At 72.8% G+C, this 19,472-nt stretch carries 17 protein-coding genes; 9 read left to right on the plus strand and 8 right to left on the minus strand.

Annotated elements, in window-relative coordinates; genetic code table 11:
- Positions 1 to 172: 172 nt before the first annotated feature.
- Positions 173 to 955 (minus strand): SUR7/PalI family protein, encoded by a 783-nt coding sequence (locus GSY69_RS14070; protein ID WP_202410730.1) that lies wholly within the window; start codon positions 953 to 955, stop codon positions 173 to 175.
- 310 nt (positions 956 to 1,265) lie between these two features.
- On the opposite strand from GSY69_RS14070, the gene GSY69_RS01750 reads away from it, so the two are divergent.
- The 3 genes from GSY69_RS01750 to GSY69_RS01760 all read left to right on the plus strand — a co-directional run bounded on the left by GSY69_RS01750 (position 1,266) and on the right by GSY69_RS01760 (position 4,717).
- Entirely contained in the window at positions 1,266 to 2,867 is a 1,602-nt protein-coding gene (locus GSY69_RS01750; protein WP_160952171.1) for a glycoside hydrolase family 3 N-terminal domain-containing protein, read from the plus strand.
- A 93-nt stretch (positions 2,868 to 2,960) separates the two neighbouring features.
- Positions 2,961 to 4,013 carry a dipeptidase gene (locus GSY69_RS01755; RefSeq protein WP_160952172.1) on the plus strand — a complete coding sequence of 351 codons (1,053 nt, stop codon included), beginning with the start codon at positions 2,961 to 2,963 and terminating at the stop codon, positions 4,011 to 4,013.
- Positions 4,010 to 4,717: a type 1 glutamine amidotransferase gene (locus GSY69_RS01760; RefSeq protein WP_160952173.1), complete on the plus strand. Its 708-nt coding sequence runs from the start codon at positions 4,010 to 4,012 to the stop codon at positions 4,715 to 4,717. The genes GSY69_RS01755 and GSY69_RS01760 overlap by 4 nt, the downstream gene beginning before the upstream one ends.
- Before the next feature lie 21 nt (positions 4,718 to 4,738).
- Here GSY69_RS01760 and GSY69_RS01765 read toward each other — a convergent pair whose 3' ends face one another.
- The 6 genes from GSY69_RS01765 to GSY69_RS01790 all read right to left on the minus strand — a co-directional run bounded on the left by GSY69_RS01765 (position 4,739) and on the right by GSY69_RS01790 (position 10,629).
- The gene (locus GSY69_RS01765) at positions 4,739 to 5,698 is read right to left on the minus strand and encodes a hypothetical protein (RefSeq protein WP_160952174.1); all 960 of its coding nucleotides are present in this window, start codon (positions 5,696 to 5,698) and stop codon (positions 4,739 to 4,741) included.
- A complete protein-coding gene (locus GSY69_RS01770) occupies positions 5,695 to 6,795 on the minus strand; it encodes a vWA domain-containing protein (RefSeq protein ID WP_160952175.1) in 1,101 nt (366 codons plus the stop codon). The genes GSY69_RS01765 and GSY69_RS01770 overlap by 4 nt, the downstream gene beginning before the upstream one ends.
- A complete protein-coding gene (locus GSY69_RS01775) occupies positions 6,792 to 7,526 on the minus strand; it encodes a vWA domain-containing protein (protein ID WP_160952176.1) in 735 nt (244 codons plus the stop codon). The genes GSY69_RS01770 and GSY69_RS01775 overlap by 4 nt, the downstream gene beginning before the upstream one ends.
- A 235-nt stretch (positions 7,527 to 7,761) precedes the next feature.
- The gene (locus GSY69_RS01780) at positions 7,762 to 8,463 is read right to left on the minus strand and encodes a hypothetical protein (RefSeq protein WP_160952177.1); all 702 of its coding nucleotides are present in this window, start codon (positions 8,461 to 8,463) and stop codon (positions 7,762 to 7,764) included.
- The gene (locus tag GSY69_RS01785) at positions 8,453 to 9,493 is read right to left on the minus strand and encodes a DUF58 domain-containing protein (RefSeq protein ID WP_160952178.1); all 1,041 of its coding nucleotides are present in this window, start codon (positions 9,491 to 9,493) and stop codon (positions 8,453 to 8,455) included. Before GSY69_RS01785 ends, GSY69_RS01780 begins: the two co-directional genes overlap by 11 nt.
- On the minus strand, positions 9,490 to 10,629 hold the full coding sequence (locus tag GSY69_RS01790) for an AAA family ATPase (protein ID WP_160952179.1): 1,140 nt from the start codon (positions 10,627 to 10,629) through the stop codon (positions 9,490 to 9,492). The genes GSY69_RS01785 and GSY69_RS01790 overlap by 4 nt, the downstream gene beginning before the upstream one ends.
- 499 nt (positions 10,630 to 11,128) lie before the next feature.
- Between GSY69_RS01790 and nrdH the strand changes: the two genes are divergently transcribed.
- From nrdH to nrdF, 4 genes are all read left to right on the plus strand, one after another.
- Entirely contained in the window at positions 11,129 to 11,377 is a 249-nt protein-coding gene (gene nrdH / locus GSY69_RS01795; RefSeq protein ID WP_160952180.1) for a glutaredoxin-like protein NrdH, read from the plus strand.
- 19 nt (positions 11,378 to 11,396) lie between these two features.
- Positions 11,397 to 11,807, plus strand: coding sequence for a class Ib ribonucleoside-diphosphate reductase assembly flavoprotein NrdI (nrdI, locus tag GSY69_RS01800; protein ID WP_160952181.1), 411 nt, complete (start codon positions 11,397 to 11,399; stop codon positions 11,805 to 11,807).
- Positions 11,780 to 13,939, plus strand: coding sequence for a class 1b ribonucleoside-diphosphate reductase subunit alpha (nrdE, locus tag GSY69_RS01805; RefSeq protein ID WP_160952182.1), 2,160 nt, complete (start codon positions 11,780 to 11,782; stop codon positions 13,937 to 13,939). The genes nrdI and nrdE overlap by 28 nt, the downstream gene beginning before the upstream one ends.
- 95 nt (positions 13,940 to 14,034) lie before the next feature.
- The gene (nrdF, locus tag GSY69_RS01810; RefSeq protein ID WP_160952183.1) at positions 14,035 to 15,018 is read left to right on the plus strand and encodes a class 1b ribonucleoside-diphosphate reductase subunit beta; all 984 of its coding nucleotides are present in this window, start codon (positions 14,035 to 14,037) and stop codon (positions 15,016 to 15,018) included.
- A gap of 107 nt (positions 15,019 to 15,125) precedes the next feature.
- Here the strand turns inward: nrdF and GSY69_RS01815 are convergent, their stop codons facing one another.
- Complete coding sequence (locus GSY69_RS01815) at positions 15,126 to 16,205, minus strand: excalibur calcium-binding domain-containing protein (protein WP_160952184.1); 1,080 nt, start codon at positions 16,203 to 16,205, stop codon at positions 15,126 to 15,128.
- A gap of 248 nt (positions 16,206 to 16,453) precedes the next feature.
- On the opposite strand from GSY69_RS01815, the gene GSY69_RS01820 reads away from it, so the two are divergent.
- Complete coding sequence (locus tag GSY69_RS01820) at positions 16,454 to 18,361, plus strand: ABC transporter substrate-binding protein (RefSeq protein WP_160952185.1); 1,908 nt, start codon at positions 16,454 to 16,456, stop codon at positions 18,359 to 18,361.
- Between the two features lie 177 nt (positions 18,362 to 18,538).
- The gene (locus tag GSY69_RS01825) at positions 18,539 to 19,237 is read left to right on the plus strand and encodes an MgtC/SapB family protein (RefSeq protein ID WP_160952186.1); all 699 of its coding nucleotides are present in this window, start codon (positions 18,539 to 18,541) and stop codon (positions 19,235 to 19,237) included.
- Positions 19,238 to 19,472 lie beyond the last annotated feature (235 nt).

Raw genomic sequence — 19,472 nt, forward strand, 5'->3', positions numbered from 1 at the left:
GATGCGGGGGAGCGGCGCCACTGCCGCTCAGCGTAGTCGCACAGCTGAGTGGAACGCCGGGCCGCCGCCGCCGAGGCGCGCACCGGGCGCGCGCCTCCACCGACACGGTCGGCGCTGTGCCTCCGCCCGCTGCCGAGGCGCACACAGGATGCGCTTGGGCGGGCGGGCCTGCTCAGCCGTTCGTGGTCGTCGTGTAGCTGTGCACGCGGGTGCGGCTGTTGGCGTTCGCTGCCGCCACGCAGGCCCAGATGATGCAGATGGGCTCCGTGACGAACAGCGAGACACCCCACGTGAAGAGCGCCGCCACCACGCTGACGATGAGCATGACGATCGCTCCGGCGACCGTCGAGTAGAACATGCCGAGCGGTCCGAAGAAGAAGCTGAGCACGAACGCGAGGCCCACGCTCTTGGGCTGCTGGACGACCGTCGTGTGGGTGGTGTGCTGCGCCGGTGCGGGCCCCGGCGCCGGGGCCATGGCGGTGCTGGGCTGCTGCGAGGGCGGCATTCCCGCCGGCTGCTGGTAGGGCTGCATGGCGTGCGCCCCGGCCGGCTCGGAACCGTACCGCGGGGCCGAGCCGTACCCGGGCTGGGAGCCGTACTGCGGTGCAGAGCCGTACTGCGGGGCCGAGCCATAGCCCGGCTGTGACCCATACTGCGGGGCCGAGCCGTAACCCGGCTGCGACCCATACTGCGGTGCGGAGCCGTAACCCTGTTGCGACCCATGCTGCGGGGCCGATCCATGGCCGGGCTGGGAACCGTACTGCGGCTGCGAGCCGTACGACTGCGCACCGGCGGAGGGGCCGAACTGCGGCACCGAGCCGTACTGCGGGGCCGCACCGCTCTGCGGCGCGGAACCCTGCTGCCCCTCGGGGCCGGGCTGCGCCTGGGAGCCGTACTGTGCGCCGCCCTCCGAGGAGGGGTCGCCGGGCTGCTGTGGGGGATTCTGCTGGGACATCTCGCTCCTCAATGCGCTGGGGCCGCCGGTGACGGCCGGCCCGGCCGCATCGGTATGGGTCCCCAGCCTATGACAACCATCACAGCTCGCACACCGGGCGGTCGCACCGTGCCCTCGCGCCGCCGCAGAATCCAGCCGGCCCACCGCTTCACCGGTCTGCCATTCGGTGGCCCTCGGATCGCAGCCCCCCGGGCCGATCGCGCCATCGGATCGCAGTGCCGGATCGCTGCGCCCGGCCGCACTTGCGCGCTCGCCTCCATCGCCGGACACCGCCAGGGGATCGCTCGCTGCCTTCGCTAGCATGGTCGTCATGCGCCTCGTCACCCTCCCCGCGCTCGCGGCGGCCACGGTCCTCGCACTCTCCGGCTGCACGAACCCTGCTGGCCAGGACGCCGGTGAGAGCGGCGCGGCGCCCACGGGCTCCGCGGCCGCGAGCACCCCCGCGGCCGACTCCACGGCCAGTGGAGCTCCGGGCGCCGTCAGCGCCGAGGACCGCCAGCGGGCAAGCGACATCGTCGCGAAGATGGACGACGACGAGCTCGCCGGGTCCGTCATCATGGCCGACTACCAGGGCACCGACTCCGCCGCGGGCGCGAAGCTCGTAAAGGACAACCACCTGGCCGGCATCATCGTCATGGGCTACAACCTCTCGCAGTCGCCCACGGCCGACGAGGTGAAGAAGACGACGGGCGCCCTGCGCGAAGCCGCGGGGGACCGCGGCTGGGCCACCGCGATCAACGTCGACCAGGAGGGCGGACCCGTCGCGCGGCTGGGCGATGCCGCCACCCGCTTCCCGCCCCTCATGGCGGCCGGCGCCGCCGACAAGCCGAAGATCACGCAGGCCGCCACCCGGGCCCAGGGCGCCGAACTGCGCGACCTGGGCTTCACCGCCGACTTCGCACCGGACGCCGACGTCACGATCGGCAAGCGCGACGCCGCCATCAACGTGCGCTCCGCCGGCTCCTCGCCGGCGCTCGTCGCCCGCACGGCCGCTGCCGCCGTGCACGGCTACACGGCCGGCGGCATCGCCTCCTCGGCCAAGCACTACCCCGGCCACGGGGCACTCGAGACGGACTCCCACAAGTCCCTGCCCACCTCCAAGAAGTCACTCGCGCAGATGAAGCAGCGCGACCTCGTGCCCTTCCGCGCCACGACGAAGGCCGGGGCGCCCATGGTCCTCGTCGGCCACATCGGACTGCCGGGCAGCGGGACGGCTCCGGCCTCGCTCAACCCCAAGGTCTACGCCTCGCTGCGCAAGGACACCGGCTTCGACGGGGTGGCGGTCACCGACGCGCTCAACATGGGCGCGATCAGCGAATCCCCCGGCCAGGAGACCGTCAAGGCGATCAGGGCCGGTGCCGACCTCGCCCTCATGCCGCCCGACCCCGCGGCCGCCGTGCGGGCCGTGCGCACCGCGCTGGGCAGCGGTGACCTGACCAAGGCGCGGGTGACCCAGGCCGCCGAGCGCGTCGTGGCCATGCAGCTGTGGCAGCAGCGCGCCTCGGCCGCGGCCCAGGCGCACCCGGCCGAGGGCGACAAGGCCTTCACCGACCTCGCCGATGCCTCGCTGACCGTGCTCAAGGGGACGTGCCGGGTGAAGAGGCCCGCCGCCGCGATCTCCGTCTCCGGCGGCGAGGAGGCGGCCCGGACCGCGCTGCTCAAGGCGGCCGAGGACGAGGGCCTGCGCACCGGCTCCGGCACCACCGTGAGCCTGTCCCCGCAGGGCAGCGCCCAGGTGGTGGTGGGCACCGGCGGGCCGTGGCGCGTCGCAGGCGCGAGCGCGCAGACCGTCCTCAACACCTACTCCGACAACCCGCACGCCATGCGGGCCGTCGCGAAGTACCTTGCCGGCACGCTCACCGCGGGCGCGAAGGCGCCGGTGAAGACGGCCGGATCCCCGCCCGCCTGCTGAGCGCCGGCCCGGGCCACCCGCACCCTTCCGCCCCCACCCCCACGGCCACTCGCACCCCACAGCCACCCGCACCCCCACCGAACAGGAGTCCCCATGTACGACGTCTTCGACGGCCACAACGACCTCCCCTGGCACCTGCGGGAGCGGCACGGGAGCTCGATCGAGCGCCTCGACGACCCCACAGTCTCCCCGTTCACCACGCTGCCCCAGCTGCGTGAGGGGGGCGTCGCCGCGCAGTTCTGGTCCGTCTTCGTCCACAGCGACGTCTCCGGCCCCGCGGCCGTGACGGCCACGCTCGAGCAGATCGACTTGGTCCACCGCCTCATCGCGGCCAACCCGGAGGCGCTCGGCTTCGCCCCCACCGCCGCGCAGGTCCGCACCGTCGCCGCGAGCGGGCGCACCGCCTCGCTCATGGGAGTCGAGGGCGGCCAGCAGATCGACGGCTCCCTGGCCGTGCTGCGCGACTATGCGCGCCTGGGCGCGCGCTACATGACGCTCACCTGGTCGACGACGCACGAGTGGGCCGACTCGGCCACCGATGCACCCCGCCACGGCGGCCTCGCGCCGTTCGGCCGGGAGGTCGTTGAGGAGATGAACCGGATCGGCATGATCGTCGACCTCTCGCACGTGGCCCCCAGCGTCATGCACCAGGCGCTCGATCTCACGACCCAGCCCGTCGTCTTCAGCCACTCGTGCGCTGCGGAGCTCAACCCCCACCCGCGCAACGTGCCCACGGACGTCATCGACCGGCTGCCGGACAACGGCGGCGTCCTCATGATCACGTTCGTCCCCTCGTTCGTCACCGACGAGCGCCGCCGCTGGGTGGAGGCGGGGGAGCACGGCACCCCGCCCCAGGTCACCGTCGCCGACGTCGCCGACCACTGCGACTTCGTCCGCGAGCGGATCGGCGCGCAGTACGTGGGCCTGGGCTCCGACCTGTGCGGCACCGACTCGATGCCCGAGGGCCTCGACTCCGCGGCCGGCTACCCCGCCCTCTTCGAGGAGCTCGCCCGCCGCGGCTGGAGCGACGCGGAGCTGCGCGGGCTCGGGTTCGACAACGTCCTGCGCGTCCTCGAGGCCAACGACGCCGCGTACACGGCAACGGTGGGCGCCGACCTGCTGGACCGGAAGGAGGGCAGCCGATGAGCCGCGTCCTCATCATCGTCAACGACATCGAGTCCGGTCCCGGCCGCCTCACCCGGTGGCTCGTCGAGGAGGACCTCGAGTTCGACCTGCGCATCGGCAGCCACGGAGCACTGCCCACCCCGGAGGCGCTGGCCGACTACGCCGGGCTCATCATGCTGGGCGGCGGGCTCATGCCCGATGAGACCGACCGGGCGCCCTGGCTGCGCGAGGAGGCCGCGCTGGTCCGCACGGCCCTGGACTCCGGCCTGCCGCAGCTGGGCATCTGCCTCGGCGGCCAGCTCATCGCCCACGTGGGCGGGGGGCGCGTCGCGGCCCAGACAGGGGCCCCGGAGAAGGGCTCCACGCCCATCGAGCTCAGCGCCGCCGCCCGCGAGGATCGCGTGTTCGCGCAGGTCACACCGTCCACCGCGTTCATCGAAAGCCACGTGGACCGGATCCTCGAGATCCCGCCCGAGGCCGTGCTGCTGGCCAGCAGCACCCTGTGCGCCAATCAGGCGTTCCGCCTGGGCGAGGCCGCGTGGGGGCTCCAGTTCCACCCCGAGTCCGGCCCGGACAACGTGCGCCGCTGGGATCCCGCGGGCCTGGCGAAGCTCGGCTTCGACAAGGACGAGCTCATCGCCGCCGCCGATGCCGCGCAGCCGCAGACCGAGCGCGACGCCCGGGCGCTGCTGGCCGGCTTCGCCGGGGTGATCCGCGGGCGCTGACGGGAGCCCGCCGGCGCCAGCTCACCAGGGCTTGGCACTCGAGTCGCCGCCGTCCCGGTCCTGATCCTGGCCCTGCCGGCGCTGGGCGCGCTGGGAGCGCTCCCGCAGGCGCTCGGCGCGCTCGTCGGCCGAGGCGGTGGAGCCCTGCGCGTCGCCCGCCGGCCGCCGCTGGGCCCCCGAGCGGCCGCCGCGCGTCCCCGTGTCGTCCTGGCCGTCACTGGGTTGTCCGGCGCCCGCCCCTGTGCCGGACGTCCTGTCCGTGGATGTGCCACTGCCGGATGCGCCGGACGCAGCTGCGCTGTGCCCGGACTTCTTCCCGCCCTGTGCGCCGTCCTTCTCCGCGGACTTCCGCTGGGCCGCGCGCTGGGCGGCCTCGCGCTCCTCGCGGGCGCGGTGCTCGTCCTCGGCGCGGGTCCGCTCGATCCGCCGACGGGCCGCGTCGTTGGCGCGCGCAGCGGCGCTGCCGTCCGGGCGGCAGGACCGCGGGGCCTGCGCGAGGATCTCCGTCGCCTCCGAGAGCAGGCGGTGGCGCTGCGCGCGGTGCGCGGCGGTCGCCGTGTCCGTGTGCTCCGCGCGCTGTTCGAGCACCGCGGCGAGGTTCTGGCGGACGGCGCAGGCGGCGCGCTCGGGAGCGCGCGCCAGCGCCGTGCGCAAGCGCGCCTCGGCTGCGTCCAGATCGCCGGCCGCCGCGCGGGCGGTGCCGGCATCGAAGGGGCCGCGGTAGCCCCGCAGCGGGTCAAGGGACGTGTAGGCGTCGGCTCGCGCGGCGGCCGCGGTGTAGTCGCCGGCGCCGTACTGGGCGCAGCTGAGGCCCAGCAGTGCGGCGAGCACCAGGGCGTAGGCACCGCCGAGGGCGGCGAGCAGGCCGGCCGCCGCCCGCAGGACGCGCAGCGGTGCGGGCCTGCGCGGTTGCCGTGGGCGAGGCGCCGGTTCGGGTGCGCCCTCGGTGCGCACCGGGCGGGCTGGGGCCGTGGTCGTCATGTCCGCCTCCTGGGCTGTGCGGTGCCGGTCGGCGTCCCCGCGCGCTGGGCGGGGCGGGGTGCGCGTCCGGCCGAGGTGCGCCCCACCGCGCGCAGGCGCACCCCGACGACCCCCGCCTCGGCGACGAGCAGGGCGAACGCGGGCAGCAGGAAGAGCCAGAAGAACTCGCACCGCGTGTCCACCGCCGACGGGCCGCTCACGGCGATCGGATGGACCGCCGGGGTCTCCACCGCCGTGTTCAGCGACTGCCCGGCGCTGCGGTGGGCATAGGGCACGTGCAGCTGCGCGGCGATCGCGCGCAGCCGGTCCTCGTCGATGCGCGAGAGCGCCGCGGTGCCGGTCTGCGGGTCCTCGATGTAGGGCGGGGCCGCATCCGCACTCGGCTGCCCGGCGCCCGCGCTCGACCCGGGGACGGCCGCGCCGTAGCCGGCGGTGCGCCGCATCCGGCCGCCCTCGCGGGTGCCGTAGCCCAGCACCGCCCCGCCGGTGACCAGGCCCACCGCCTGGGCCATGGTCCTGGGCTCGCCCCGCGCCGTCTGCTCCCCGTCGCCCAGGTAGTAGACGTACCGGGAGCTGTCGGGCCGCTGCTCGCGGGCCCGTTCGAGCCGCTCGCCCAGCACCTCGGCGGCCTCCGCGACCGAGCTGCCGGCCGAGCGGAAGGTCAGCTCCGGGCCCAGCACCTCGAGGGCGGAGCGCAGCGCGGCCGTGTCCGTCGTCAGCGGCATCCGGGCCTGTGCGGAGGAGTCGAACGCGATGAGGGAGAACCGCGCGCCCGGCAGGCGCGCGGCCAGGTCCGCCGCATCCCTGCGGACGCCGTCGAGCCGGGGGTGGGCGCCGTCCCAGTCCTCGGCCACCATCGAGGCCGTCGTGTCGACGACGAAGAAGACGTCCGCATCGGCCTCCGTGCGCGTCCCCGCCGCCTGCTGCGGCACGCCGGGGCGCACGGCGGCCGCGAGCACCAGGGCCACCAGCGCCAGCCGCGCGGCCCACTGCGCGCGCCGGCCGCGCTCGCGCACCGCGGCCCAGGCGCACAGGCCCAACAGGGCCGCGCCGCCTGCCGCGAGCAGCCAGAGCGGGAGCACGGGGTTGAGGGTCATCGGCGCAGCCTCCAGGTGAGGACGATGTAGGCGGCGACACCCGCCAGGGCGGCGAGGAGCGCGACTCGGGGCACGTCTCGGCTCACCGTGACGGCGGAGCCGGCGGTCAGCTTCGCCTCCTGCGCGGTGACAGCCGCGACGATCTCGTCAGCCGGCCGGCCCCAGCCGAGCCGGAAGTGCGCCCCGCCGGAATCGGCGGCGAGATCGGCAAGCTCACCGGCCTCGGCTTTGAAGACGGCGGGCGGGGCGAGCGTGTAGATGCGCGCCCCCGTGCGCTTGACCACCGCGGCGGCCTGCGGCAGCGAGTAGAGGGGGCGGCCGCTGAGCTCGTTGTCCGTGGCGAAGACGAGGGCACGAGCGCGGTCCTCGCCGCGCCGGTCGAATCCGGCCGCGCACGCGGCCAGGCCATCGCCGATGAGCGACGAGCCGGACGCCGACGCGTCGTTCGTGCCCGCGATGAACCGGGTGCCCTTCGAACCGTGGGTGCGCAGGCCGTCGCGGGCCTCCTCGAGCGACGAGCGCGCGGCCGCGTAGTCGTCCGTGAGCGGGAAGACGGAGACCGCGGCGGAGCTGAAGACGGTCAGGCCGATCCGCTCCCCGCGGAACCGCTGGACCATCTCGAGGTAGCTGTCGAGGAGCTGGATGTCCGACGACGCCATCGAACCCGAGACATCCAGGCAGAGCATGACGTCGCGCCGGTAGCCCTGGGGATCGAAAGTCTCCGTGTGCATCGGCCGCGCGATTCCCACCAGGAGCCCCGCTCCGGTGAGCGCAGGATCGCTGCGGTGGCCAGCGCGGCCGCCAGGGCTCGGCGGCGGGCGCGGGCGAACGCGGGCAGGCCCGTGAGGCGGTGCAGGTGCGCGGCCGGCGCGTGCGCCCCTCGGGCACGGCCGATCATCAGGGCGCCGAGGACGGCCACGGCGCCCACCGCCGCGCAGCTCGCGGCCAGCCACCCGAGCGCGAACATCAGCGCGCCTCGCGAACGGCTGCGGGCACCGTGGGCGCGGGACCGCGGCCGGTGGGGGCTGCACCGGCGTGGGCGGCACGGGCACTGGCCGGCGTGCAGGCGCCGACCGGCCCTCTGGCGCCGACCGGTCCGGAGCCGCGGGAGGCCCCGAGCGCGGCGGGCCGCTGACCACCGTCGGTCCCGGCGATGAGGCGGCGGACCGCGCGCAGGGCGCCGCGGGTCGCGGCGCCGTCCAGCGGGGGACCATCCTGCGCGGGGGGCGTGCCGTGCGCACGCAGGGTGGGGGCACCCGCGGTACGTCCCGCGGCCGGTTCGGCTGCGAACTCGAGCGCGTAGAGCCGCTCGATGACGGTCGCCGCCGGCGCGAAGCGGGCGCGCAGGTCGCGCAGGTGCAGGGCGGCGGCATCGACGCCCCGCGCCTCGGCGCAGTAGTCGCGGACCAGCCGGCCCAGCGCCAGCGCGCAGCCGCGGGCATCGAGCTCACCGGCCTCCCAGCGGCCCTCGATGGCGCCGATGCGGCGCTCGTAGACCACCGCGAGTCGGGCGGGCGGCACGGCACCCGAGGCGCCCCCGCGCAGGGTGCGCAGGGCGCGGCGTAGGAGCGGCCACGCGAGCACGGCTGCGCTCACGGCCACCAGGGCGGCTCCCAGCAGCGGCCAGCCGGCGGCAGCCTGCACGGGGGCGCTCAGGTCAGCGCTCATGGGCGGCCTCCCGGAGCATGCGGCGCAGGGCCGGCGCCGCGCCCGCAGTGCCGGGAATGCGCGCGTGGGGGACCGCCAGGCCGCGCAGCCGGGCGTCGAGCGCGGCGCGGCGCTGCGCCTCGGCGGCCTCGTAGGCCTCCGCGAGACCCGGCGCGGCCAGCAGCTCCGCGAGGATCCGCGTGCCGGAGGCCGGATCGACGGGCTCGCGCCCGGTGCCGGCGAAGCCCGTGAGGTGGGCGTCTGCCACCGTGATCCAGAAGACCTCGTGCTGGGCCCGCAGCCGTGTGAGCAGGCGGAAGTCGGCGGGGGTCAGCGCAGCCTCGTCGGCGATGACGAGCAGGACGCAGCGGCCCGCGAGGCGCTCGGCGGCCCAGCGCAGCGGTTCGCGGATGTGAGCCGATTTCCCGCACCCACCGGCCCGGCTGCCGTACCGGGCGGCGCCGCTCGATCCCGCCGCGCGCGGCACGAGCCGGCGCGTGCGCCGGCGCAGGACGCCGCGGTGTGGGGCGTGCCCGCCCGGCACCGCCGCCGGGGCGCAGAAGACCGGGGCGCGCAGCACCGCCTCGAGTCCGGTGCTCGAGGCGACCGGGGCGCTCATCCGCACCGGGTCGACGCCGTCGCCCGGACCGGCGGCGCTGCCTGCCCCGCCCGCGATGAGGCCGACGGCGTCGCCGTGGCGCACCGCCGCGGTGCCCAGCAGCGCGGCGGTGCAGAGCGCGACCTCCCGCTTGACCTCGCCCGAGGCCGCGAGGGCGGAGAACTCGGCTCCACCGGCGGTCACGAGGAGCACCCGGCGGCGGCGGTAGGCGGTGTAGCGCTTGACGATGGGCTCATCGCGGCGGGCACTGGCCAGCCAGTCGATGTCGCGCACCAGGTCACCGGCCTCGTACTCCCGCAGGTCGCTGACGTCCAGGCTGCGGCCGTGCAGCGCGGAGGCGTAGTCGCCGTCGAGCTGGCCGGCCGCCCGGGCCAGCGCCGGCAGGCGCAGCTCCCGGGCGTGGGCGGCCGCTTCGCGCGCGAGCCCGCTCACGGCGCCCTCACCGCCCCGACGACGGCGGCCACGATGTCGCGGGGCCTGACTTCCAGCGCCCGGGCCTCGAACGTCAGGCCGATGCGGTGGCACAGCACGCGCGGGGCGAGGTCCGCGACGTCCTCCGGGATGACGAAGGCGCGCCCGCGCAGCAGCGCGAGCGCCTTGGCGCACGCGGTGAAGGCGATCGACGCGCGCGGTGAGGCGCCGCACGCGATGTGCTCGGCCAGCGCGCCCAGCCGCGGGGGAGGCGTGCGGCCGGTGCGCCCGCCCGTGCGGGTCGCCGCGACGATGGCGACGATGTAACGGCTGATCGCGGGGTCGATGTACGTGGCCGCGGCGGCCGCGCGCAGGGTGCGCACCTGGGCCAGCGAGCAGGCCCGGCGGTCTGCGCCGTCCCCGGTGCCCAGCGTTCCCGCCTCGAGCCGGCGCAGCATCTCCAGCTCCTCGGCCTGCGTGGGGTAGGCGAGGACGTCCTTGAGGGCGAAGCGGTCGAGCTGGGCCTCCGGCAGCGCATACGTGCCCTCCTGGTCGAGCGGGTTCTGGGTGGCCAGGACCAGGAACGGGTCCGGCAGCTCGAAGCGCTGTCCGCCGATCGTCGTCTGCTTCTCCGCCATCGCCTCGAGCATGGCGCTCTGCGTCTTCGCGCTCGAGCGGTTGATCTCATCGAGCAGCACGATGTTGGCGTGGACGGGCCCCAGCCGCGTCTCGAAGCGGCCGTCGCTGAGCACCTGGGCGCCGATGATGTCCGAGGGCAGTAGGTCCGGGGTGCCCTGGATGCGCGAGAACGTCCCGTCCACGGCGTGCGCGAGGGCCTGGGCCCCGGTGGTCTTCGCCAGGCCCGGCACGCTCTCGAGGAGCACGTGGCCGCCCGTGAGCAGGCCCAGCAGGAGCGTCTCCCGCAGGCGGTGCTGGCCCACGAGGGCTGCGTCGAGGCACCGGTCGATGGCGGCCAGCGCGGCATCCGCGTCCGGGTCGGTGCGCGAGTGGGGCGGGGTGGTTCGGGCGCCGGCCGGGCCGGCGGACCGGGCCCGCCCCTGGGCCGTGCGGCGCACGGGGGCGGGCCCCGGCCACGGTTCGGCGCCGCGGGTCCCCGCGAGCGGGTGTGCCTGTGGGCTGTGCGCTGGTGCCGTCATGCGCGTGCTCCCTTCGCCTCCGGCGCCCGTGCGACGCCGCTGCCGCCCGGCTGCGTGCCGGTGGTCTCACGCTAGGGGCGCCGGCGGGCCGGTCGGGGGCGCGGCTGTGACAGGGCGGGTGCGGCTGTGGCGAAAGCGGCACAAAGATTTTTTCCTGTGGACAAACCCGCCCTTCCTGGGGAGGACGGGACCTCCGCTCGGGGAGGCGAGCAGGGACGATTGCCGGGTGCGGGCGCGAATGCGCAGGTGATCGAACTACACCGGTGTTCTTCGGTTCTCCACCGCCCTGTGCAGGGCCCATCCGCACCCTGTGCACGGCGACGCGCGGTGGGGCGAACCACACTGGTGTAACACACCATATGGGGGTACGGTTGGCGCCAGACACAACATCTTGTGGTCGCCCCGCTTGCGGACAAACTCCGGAAATCGCCCGGATTCCCGCCTCGCAGGCCCGCCGCGCCCCAAGCACCGCCCCGTGAACCGCTGGAGGAACCAGGACATGATCACCGTCTACACGAAGCCCGCGTGCGTGCAGTGCAACGCGACCTACCGCGCCCTCGATGCCAAGGGCGTCGACTACCGCTCCGTCGACCTCAGCGTCGACCCGGATGCGCTCGACGTGGTCAAGGCGATGGGCTACCTGCAGGCTCCGGTCGTCGTGACGGACAGCGATCACTGGTCGGGCTTCCGCCCGGACAAGATCGCCGCGCTCGGCAGCGGCGCCGCAGCCGCCTCCGTCGTCGCCTGAGCCCGCGGGAGGTCCGACGATGCTCGTCGTCTACTACTCCAGCAGCTCGGAATACACCCACCGCTTCGCCCAGAAGCTCTCGCACCCCAGCATGCGCCTGCCGCTGCTGACGCGGGACGCGGCCGTGGAGGTCGATGAGCCGTACGCGCTCATCACCCCCACGTACGGCGCAGGGCCCAACCGAGGGTCCGTGCCCAAGCAGATCAAGAAATTCCTCAGCATCGAAGGCAACCGGGAGCTCCTGCGCGGAGTAATCGGGGCCGGGAACACGAACTTCGGCGAGAACTACTGCCGCGCGGCCCACCTCGTGGCCCGCAAGTGCGACGTGCCCGTCCTCTACCGCTTCGAGCTGCTGGGAACCCCCGAAGACGTCGCCAACGTGAACAACGGATTGGAATCACTGTGTCAACGACAGCAGTACGCGACCTAGAGTCGATCGTCCGCGAGGACACGGAGCTCGACTACCACGCGCTCAACGCGATGCTCAACCTGTACGACCAGGACGGGCGCATCCAGTTCGAGCGCGACCGGCAGGCCGCTCGCCAGTACTTCCTGCAGCACGTGAACAACAACACCGTGTTCTTCCACGACCTGCGCGAGAAGCTCGACTACCTCGTCGAGCACGACTACTACGAGCCCGAGGTGCTCGAGCAGTACTCGTTCGAGTTCATCGAGCGCCTGTCGAAGCTCGCGTACGCGCGCAAGTTCCGCTTCCAGACGTTCCTGGGCGCGTTCAAGTTCTACACCTCGTACACGCTCAAGACGTTCGACGGCAAGCGCTACCTGGAGCGCTTCGAGGACCGCGTCGTCATGGTGGCGCTGTTCCTGGCCCGCGGCGATGAGGCCCTGGCCACCCAGCTCGTCGAGGAGATCATCGCCGGGCGCTTCCAGCCGGCCACGCCCACGTTCCTCAACGCGGGCAAGAAGCAGCGCGGCGAGCTCGTGTCCTGCTTCCTGCTGCGCATCGAGGACAATATGGAGTCCATCGGGCGCTCGATCAACTCGGCGCTCCAGCTGTCCAAGCGCGGCGGCGGCGTGGCCTTCAGCCTCACGAACATCCGCGAGTCCGGCGCGCCGATCAAGAAGATCGAGAACCAGTCCTCCGGCGTCATCCCCGTCATGAAGCTGCTCGAGGACTCGTTCTCCTACGCCAACCAGCTGGGCGCCCGGCAGGGCGCGGGCGCGGTCTACCTCAACGCCCACCACCCGGACATCTACCGCTTCCTCGACACGAAGCGGGAGAACGCGGACGAGAAGATCCGCATCAAGACGCTGAGCCTGGGCGTCGTCATCCCGGACATCACGTTCGAGCTGGCGAAGAAGAACGAGGACATGTACCTCTTCAGCCCGTACGACGTGCAGCAGGCCTACGGCGTGCCCTTCACGGAGATCTCCGTGACGGAGAAGTACGACGAGATGGTCGACAATCCGCACATCCGGAAGACGAAGATCAACGCCCGCGAGTTCTTCCAGACGCTCGCGGAGATCCAGTTCGAGTCCGGCTACCCGTACATCATGTACGAGGACACCGTGAACCGGGCCAACCCCATCGACGGCAAGGTCACGATGTCGAACCTGTGCTCGGAGATCCTCCAGGTCTCAGAGCCCAGCACGTACAACGACGACCTGTCCTACGCCGAGGTGGGCAAGGACATCTCGTGCAACCTGGGCTCGCTCAACATCGCCCTGACGATGGACTCCGAGGACTTCGGCCGGACCGTCGAGACCGCCATCCGCGGCCTCACCGCGGTCTCGGAGACCTCGAACATCTCCTCGGTGCCCTCGATCGACCGCGGCAACGACATGTCCCACGCGATCGGCCTGGGGCAGATGAACCTGCACGGCTACCTCGCCCGCGAGCGCATCCACTACGGCTCCGAGGAGGGGCTGGACTTCACGAACATGTACTTCTACACCGTGGTCTACCACTGCGTGCGGGCGTCCATGGAGATCGCGAAGGAGCGCGGCCGCGCGTTCGCCGGCTTCGAGCGCTCGAAGTACGCCACCGGCGAGTACTTCGACACCTACACGGAGAAGGAGTGGGCGCCGCGCACGCAGCGCATCGCGGACCTCTTCGAGGCCGCCGGCGTGCACATCCCCACCCAGGAGGACTGGCGCGAGCTCAAGGAGCAGGTCGCCCAGCACGGCATCTACAACCAGAACCTGCAGGCGGTGCCGCCCACGGGCTCCATCTCCTACATCAACAACTCCACCTCGTCGATCCACCCCGTGGCCTCGCGCATCGAGATCCGCAAGGAGGGCAAGATCGGGCGCGTGTACTACCCGGCGCCCTTCATGGACAACGACAACCTGGACTACTACCAGGATGCCTACGAGGTGGGCTACGAGAAGATCATCGACACGTACGCCGAGGCCACCCAGCACGTGGACCAGGGCCTGTCGCTCACGCTGTTCTTCAAGGACACCGCGACGACCCGCGACGTCAACCGCGCGCAGATCTACGCGTGGCGCAAGGGCATCAAGACCGTCTACTACATCCGCATCCGGCAGCTCGCGCTGCAGGGCACGGAGGTCGAGGGCTGCGTGTCCTGCATGCTCTGAGGCCCGCCGCCTGAGGGCGGTGGGCGCCGCGGGGCGACCCGCGGGAGGAATGGGAGCGCCGGCGCACCGCGCGGCGCCTGCGATAGGGGAGAAGAATGACCGTGAGCGGGGAGAAGCTCAAGCTCGTGTCGCACGTCGACGCGATCAACTGGAACCGCGTCCAGGACGACGTCGACTCCGATGTCTGGGATCGCCTGACGGCGAACTTCTGGCTGCCGGAGAAGGTGCCGCTGAGCAACGACGTGCAGTCCTGGGCGACGCTCACGCAGGAGGAGCGCACGCTCACGATGCGCGTGTTCACGGGCCTCACGCTGCTCGACACGATCCAGGGAACCGTGGGCGCCGTCTCGCTCATCCCGGACTCGCTGACCCCGCACGAGGAGGCGGTCTACACGAACATCGCGTTCATGGAGTCCGTGCACGCGAAGTCGTACTCCTCGATCTTCTCGACGCTGACCTCCACCCGCGAGATCGACGACGCCTTCCGCTGGTCGACGGAGAACCAGAACCTCCAGCGCAAGGCGGAGATCATCCTCAAGTACTACCGCGGGGACGAGCCGCTCAAGCGCAAGGTCGCCTCGACCCTGCTCGAGTCGTTCCTCTTCTACTCGGGCTTCTACCTGCCCATGTACTGGTCGAGCCACGCGAAGCTGACGAACACGGCGGACCTCATCCGCCTCATCATCCGCGACGAGGCCGTGCACGGCTACTACATCGGCTACAAGTACCAGCGCGGGCTCGAGCGGGTCGACGAGGCCAAGCGCGAAGAGCTCAAGGACTACACGTTCAACCTCATGTTCGAGCTCTACGAGAACGAGGTCCAGTACACCCACGACCTCTACGACTCCGTGGGCCTGAGCGAGGACGTCAAGAAGTTCCTCCACTACAACGCGAACAAGGCGCTCATGAACCTGGGCTACGAGGCGATGTTCCCGGCGACCGTGACGGACGTGAACCCCGCGATCCTCGCCGCACTGAGCCCGAACGCCGATGAGAACCACGACTTCTTCTCCGGCTCCGGCTCCTCCTACGTCATCGGCAAGGCCGTCAACACCGAAGACGAGGACTGGGACTTCTAAAGCCCAGAACGTGCGGACAGCGGTCCACCGCTGCCGCTCGGCGGCCCATCGGATGCCTCATCGGCTCCGGTGGGCCACTTGCGCGTGGCACGTGCGGCGCGCGCCGCTCACTCGCACGCCGTGCCGTCCCCGTCGCGGTCGAGCTTCGACGAGTAGCCCGGGTCGCCGCGGTGCAGGGGCGCCGCCCCGGCCTCGCGCGCGGCCGTGCAGTTCGCGTACCCCGCGCTGTCGCCACTGCCGCTGCCGCCGCCCGACCCGCTTCCTCCGCGTGACCCGCTGCCAGTCCCGCTGCCGCCGCCCTGCGAGCCACCCGCGCCCGAGGTGCTCCGCGCCTTCTCGCGTCCGCTCGGCTTCGCGGTGGGGTAGTCGTGCGCGTCGGGTGCCGGCCACGCGACGGGCTGGTCGAAGGCCGGCTGGGACGGGCAGCGGCTGAGCACCCGGGCCAGTGCGCTGCGCTCGGCGGGCTTGACCCACAGGCCGTACTTCGCCTTGACCGCGATCTGGCGCGCCGCGTACTCGCAGCGGTAGCCCTTGGCCGGCGGCAGCCACGTCGCGGCATCGCCGTCGCTCTTCTGCCGGTTGAGGGTACTCGAGACCGCCAGCACGTTGAGGGGGTCGTTGGCCAGTGCCACGCGCCGCTGCTCGTCAAGCTGCTGGGCTCCGGACTGCCACGCATCGGAGAGCGCCACGACGTGGTCGATGTCGACACGGCTGTGCGCCCGGTCGAAGGCGATCGCCCGGCCCGAGTACGGGTCGTGCAGCGACCCGGTCACGACGACGCAGGGCGCACCGGCCTGCACGGCGATGCCCACGAGGTCGCGGCGCAGCACGTCGTTGCGGGTATCGCAGCCGTTGTGGTCGGTGTCCCGGCGCCAGCCGAACCCGGTCCGGTCGTACCCCGTCTTCGGTGCGCGCCCCTTGACCGCCAGCGCGGCGAGCTGGGCCTCCGCGCTGCGCGCGGTGCCGGCCGCCGTTTCCGACGCCGGAGGGGAGTCGGGTGACTGCTCGGCCGCCCCCACCTGGCCCGCACCCGATGGCGCACCCGCGCTGCCGCCGTCCGGCGCAGCGGGGTCCGTGTCGGCGGGGCCGCAGGCCGCGACGGCGAAAAGGGGCGCGAGGGCGAGGCAGGCCAGCGCGCGCGAGAGGCGCCGACTGCCGCGGTCGGGACCGGGGGAGGAGTGTGACATGGGGCCTTCGCGGGTCGGGGAAGCTGGAAGCGAGCGCCTCGCACACCCATCGTAGCGAGACCCGCGGGAGCCCAGTGCACTCGACAGTGATATAGCTCACGGTGTTGGATGGGCGTAGGGCCGCAGGCACATTCGGCGCTGCGCGCCTGCCGGGGCCGCCCACCCCGGCGCACCCCGCTCACCCGCTGCAGCCCGCCCGACCCGATCCCCCGCCAGGCCCGCTCGTCCTCACCTCGAAGGAGCCCGCTGTGCCACTCCCATCGCCCCGCACTCCCCGCTCGGCCCCACGGCCCGACACCGCCACGGGCCCAGCCCGCCCCGGGCCCGCACGAGCGCTGTCCCTGCGCTCGGGTCTGGCCGCCGCCGCGGCGCTCGCGCTTGCCCTGGCGGCCCCGCTGGCCAGCGCGACCACCGCCTCGGGCGCGGCGAGCCCGAGCGAGACCCAGGCGACCGCGCAGGCCCAGGGCGACGTCATCCGGGTGGCGTCGAAGGGCTTCGTCGACAACTTCAACCCCTTCACCACCCAGTACGCACTGCCGATCGTCATGCTGCGCCACACGTACGAGTACCTCGTGGGCTACGACCAGGAGAAGGGCGCCCCCACCGCGGGCATCGCGGAGAAGTGGGAGACGAGCAAGGACGGCAAGACGTGGACGTTCCACATCCGGCCGAACATGCAGTGGTCCGACGGTGAGCCCATCACGGCCGCCGACGCCGCCTACACCTACAACACGATGCTGAAGAACCCCGCGCTCGCCGCCTCGAACGGGGCGATGGTCAAGGACTTCGCGGGCGTCGACGCCACGGACGACACGACGTTCGTCATCCGCCTGCGCCGCCCCCAGGCGGCCAACCCCGGCCTGGAGACCGCCATCGTGCCCGAGCACGTCTGGTCGAAGCAGGATCCCGCGAAGTTCGCCAACGACAAGGACGTCGTGGGCTCGGGGCCCTTCGTCATCTCCGAGTACAAGCCCAACCAGCACATCACCCTCACGGCCAACCCGCACTTCTGGCGCGGCGCGCCCAAGGTCAAGGGCGTCGAGTTCGTCAACTACTCGAACCCGGACGCCTCCGTCCAGGCGCTCAAGTCCAACGAGGTGGACCTGGTCTCCGGGCTCAACCCCCAGCAGTTCGAATCGCTGCAGAACCAGGACGGGATCGCGACGAACCTGGGCCAGGCGCGCCGCTTTGTCTCACTCGCCCTCAACCCGGGGGCCGCGGACGCGAAGGGCAAGCGCTACGGCACCGGCAATGCGGCGCTCGAGGACGTCAAGGTGCGCCAGGCGATCAGGCGGGGCACGGACCTCGACGCGCTGCGCCAGCAGGTCATGCGCGACAACGCCGCCCCCGCGCTCGGCATCATCCCCGCCACGTGGAAGGACTGGACACTCGCCCCGGACGACGGGGTGAAGCTCGGCTACGACGTGGAGGCCGCGAAGAAGCTCCTCGACGAGGCGGGCTGGAAGGAGGGCGAGGGCGGCATCCGGACCAAGGACGGCAAGAAGCTCAGCCTGCGGTTCCTCGAGGACTCCGAGTCCACGACCGACCAGACGACGGCGGACTACCTGGTGCCGTGGATGAAGAAGATCGGCATCGACCTCCACGTCGACGCGACGGACGCGGACACGCAGGTGGACCGGATCGGCAAGGGCGACTACGACATGTACGTCTCCCCGTGGGCGGTGCCGCCCGACCCGGACTACCAGCTGCAGATCAACACGTGCGACTCGCGTCCGGGGGAGGGCGGCAACGGCCCCACCACGCAGGACTTCTACTGCAACCCGAAGTTCGATGAGCTCTACGACCGCCAGCACGTCGAACAGGACCAGGCCAAGCGCCAGGAGCTCGTGCGCCAGGCCCAGCGCATCCACTACACGGACTCCGCGGAGATCATGCTGTGGTACCCGAAGGCGGCAGAGGCCTACCGCTCCGATCGCTTCACCGGGTTCGGCAAGCAGCCCACGAACGACGGTTCGATCGTGGGCCAGGCCGGCTACTGGGACTACTACCTCGCCGAGCCCGTGGGCGAGGGGTCACAGCAGTCCGGCGGCATGTCGCCGGGCCTGTGGATCGGGGTGGGCATCGCGGTGGTGTGCGGCGCGGGCGGCGTGCTGTACTTCCTGCGCCGGCGCTCGACCGCCGACGAGCGCGCCTGAGCCGGCCGGAGCGGGTGAGGACGGGCAAGGGCGCGTGAGGGGCGGTGCCGCCGTGGCGGCACCGCCCCTCGTCATTCACCGCCTTAGCCCCTCCGCGTCAGAGCTGCGCGCTACGATGAGCCGGCGCGCAGCGACCGGCGCCGCGCACACCGGGCAGCGGCAAAGGACACGCGCACCATGAACCTTGAGACCATCTTCGCGGGCCAGGGCCTCACCCAGGTCCTCGAGCTGCTGCTCGCGTTCGCCCTCAGCTCCCTGGTGGGCTTCGAGCGGCAGCTGCGCGGCAAGAGCGCGGGCATGCGCACCCAGGCGATCGTCGGGACCGCCTCGGCGCTGTTCATGCTCGTGAGCAAGTACGGGTTCTTCAGCGTGCTCTCCGATGAGATCGTCCTCGACCCCTCCCGCGTCGCCGCGCAGATCGTCTCCGGCGTGGGCTTCCTGGGCGCGGGCCTCATCCTCACCAACCGCGGCACCGTGCGCGGCCTGACCACGGCGGCCTCCGTGTGGGAGACCGCCGCGATCGGCATGGCCGCCGGCGCCGGGCTGTGGCTGCTCGCCGTGCTCGTCACCGCCCTGCACTTCGTCGTGGGCTTCGGCTTTGGGCCGCTGGCCTCGCGGCTGCTGGGCCGCCGCTCGGCGGTGGTGCGCATCGACGTCGAGTACACCGACGGCCAGGGCCTGCTGCGCGCGATCCTCCAGGCCATCACCTCGCGCGGCTGGGCGATCAGCAGCGCCTCGCCGGACCGCTCGGATGACGGCATCGTCCGGCTCACCCTCGAGGTCTCCGGCCGGATGGACCTCGATGCGCTGCTCAGCCGCCTGGCCGAACTGCCCGGCGTCAGCCGGGTCGCCCGGGCCGACGACGAAGACGAATAGCCGCCGAGGCGCCGGCCCGGCCCCCGCCGCCCCGGTGGCAGCCGTTTTCCGCACAGCGGCTCTGCGCGGGAGCGCACGCGCGCACGGGCCATCGCTGCCCGTGCGGACGCGGCTGAGCCCGAAAACCCAGGTCAGAGGGCACCTCGGCGCCGGCGAGGGACGCGCACCGGTGAGGGCGCTGCGCGTCTCAGCATGAGGACCGGACACGCCGGTGATTTGCGGTGACGGGCATCAC

Source organism: Brevibacterium rongguiense (assembly GCF_009857845.1).
GTDB lineage: Bacteria > Actinomycetota > Actinomycetes > Actinomycetales > Brevibacteriaceae > Brevibacterium > Brevibacterium rongguiense.

Coding starts and splice junctions, on each gene's coding strand:
- GSY69_RS01755 (WP_160952172.1), top strand. CDS start 2,961: ATGTACGACGTCTTCGACGGCCACAACGACCTCCCCTGGCACCTGCGG.
- nrdH (WP_160952180.1), top strand. CDS start 11,129: ATGATCACCGTCTACACGAAGCCCGCGTGCGTGCAGTGCAACGCGACC.
- nrdI (WP_160952181.1), top strand. CDS start 11,397: ATGCTCGTCGTCTACTACTCCAGCAGCTCGGAATACACCCACCGCTTC.
- GSY69_RS01775 (WP_160952176.1), bottom strand. CDS start 7,526: ATGCACACGGAGACTTTCGATCCCCAGGGCTACCGGCGCGACGTCATG.
- GSY69_RS01765 (WP_160952174.1), bottom strand. CDS start 5,698: ATGACGACCACGGCCCCAGCCCGCCCGGTGCGCACCGAGGGCGCACCC.
- nrdF (WP_160952183.1), top strand. CDS start 14,035: ATGACCGTGAGCGGGGAGAAGCTCAAGCTCGTGTCGCACGTCGACGCG.
- GSY69_RS01750 (WP_160952171.1), top strand. CDS start 1,266: ATGCGCCTCGTCACCCTCCCCGCGCTCGCGGCGGCCACGGTCCTCGCA.
- GSY69_RS01790 (WP_160952179.1), bottom strand. CDS start 10,629: ATGACGGCACCAGCGCACAGCCCACAGGCACACCCGCTCGCGGGGACC.
- GSY69_RS14070 (WP_202410730.1), bottom strand. CDS start 955: ATGTCCCAGCAGAATCCCCCACAGCAGCCCGGCGACCCCTCCTCGGAG.
- GSY69_RS01815 (WP_160952184.1), bottom strand. CDS start 16,205: ATGTCACACTCCTCCCCCGGTCCCGACCGCGGCAGTCGGCGCCTCTCG.
- GSY69_RS01770 (WP_160952175.1), bottom strand. CDS start 6,795: ATGACCCTCAACCCCGTGCTCCCGCTCTGGCTGCTCGCGGCAGGCGGC.
- GSY69_RS01780 (WP_160952177.1), bottom strand. CDS start 8,463: ATGAGCGCTGACCTGAGCGCCCCCGTGCAGGCTGCCGCCGGCTGGCCG.
- GSY69_RS01825 (WP_160952186.1), top strand. CDS start 18,539: ATGAACCTTGAGACCATCTTCGCGGGCCAGGGCCTCACCCAGGTCCTC.
- GSY69_RS01760 (WP_160952173.1), top strand. CDS start 4,010: ATGAGCCGCGTCCTCATCATCGTCAACGACATCGAGTCCGGTCCCGGC.